Genomic DNA, 996 nt, shown 5'->3' with positions numbered 1-996 from the left:
ATTTCGGCCTATTGGTTAAAAAATGGGCTGGTTTAGCAAAAATTTAACGCGAATTTTAACAAAATATTAACGCTTACAATTTAGGTGGCACTTTTCGGGGAAATGTGCGCGGAACCCCTATTTGTTTATTTTTCTAAATACATTCAAATATGTATCCGCTCATGAGACAATAACCCTGATAAATGCTTCAATAATATTGAAAAAGGAAGAGTATGCGTAGCCGTAATTGGAGCCGTACCCTGACCGAACGTAGCGGCGGTAATGGTGCGGTGGCGGTGTTTATGGCGTGCTATGATTGCTTTTTTGGCGTGCAGAGCATGCCGCGTGCGAGCAAACAGCAGGCGCGTTATGCGGTGGGCCGTTGCCTGATGCTGTGGAGCAGCAACGATGTGACCCAGCAGGGCAGCCGTCCGAAAACCAAACTGAACATTATGCGTGAAGCGGTGATTGCGGAAGTGAGCACCCAGCTGTCTGAAGTGGTGGGCGTGATTGAACGTCATCTGGAACCGACCCTGCTGGCCGTGCATCTGTATGGCAGCGCGGTGGATGGCGGCCTGAAACCGCATAGCGATATTGATCTGCTGGTGACCGTGACCGTGCGTCTGGATGAAACCACCCGTCGTGCGCTGATTAACGATCTGCTGGAAACCAGCGCGAGCCCGGGTGAAAGCGAAATTCTGCGTGCGGTGGAAGTGACCATCGTGGTGCATGATGACATTATTCCGTGGCGTTATCCGGCGAAACGTGAGCTGCAGTTTGGCGAATGGCAGCGTAACGATATTCTGGCCGGCATTTTTGAACCGGCGACCATTGATATCGATCTGGCCATTCTGCTGACCAAAGCGCGTGAACATAGCGTGGCGCTGGTTGGTCCGGCAGCGGAAGAACTGTTTGATCCGGTGCCGGAACAGGACCTGTTTGAAGCGCTGAACGAAACCCTGACCCTGTGGAACAGCCCGCCGGATTGGGCGGGTGATGAACGCAACGTGGTGCTGA

General features: G+C 52.4%; 1 protein-coding gene. It reads left to right on the top strand.

Annotated features, from left to right (window positions below; translation table 11 throughout):
* Positions 1-431: 431 nt before the first annotated feature.
* Positions 432-996: aminoglycoside adenylyltransferase family protein (locus C1706_RS13880; protein ID WP_049301858.1), on the top strand; the 565-nt coding region annotated here is incomplete at its 3' end.

The organism is Propioniciclava flava, from assembly GCF_004126535.1.
Lineage (GTDB): Bacteria > Actinomycetota > Actinomycetes > Propionibacteriales > Propionibacteriaceae > Propioniciclava > Propioniciclava flava.
The sequence above is the reverse complement of the archived record's forward strand: the minus strand, read 5'-3'. Positions and strand labels throughout refer to the sequence as shown.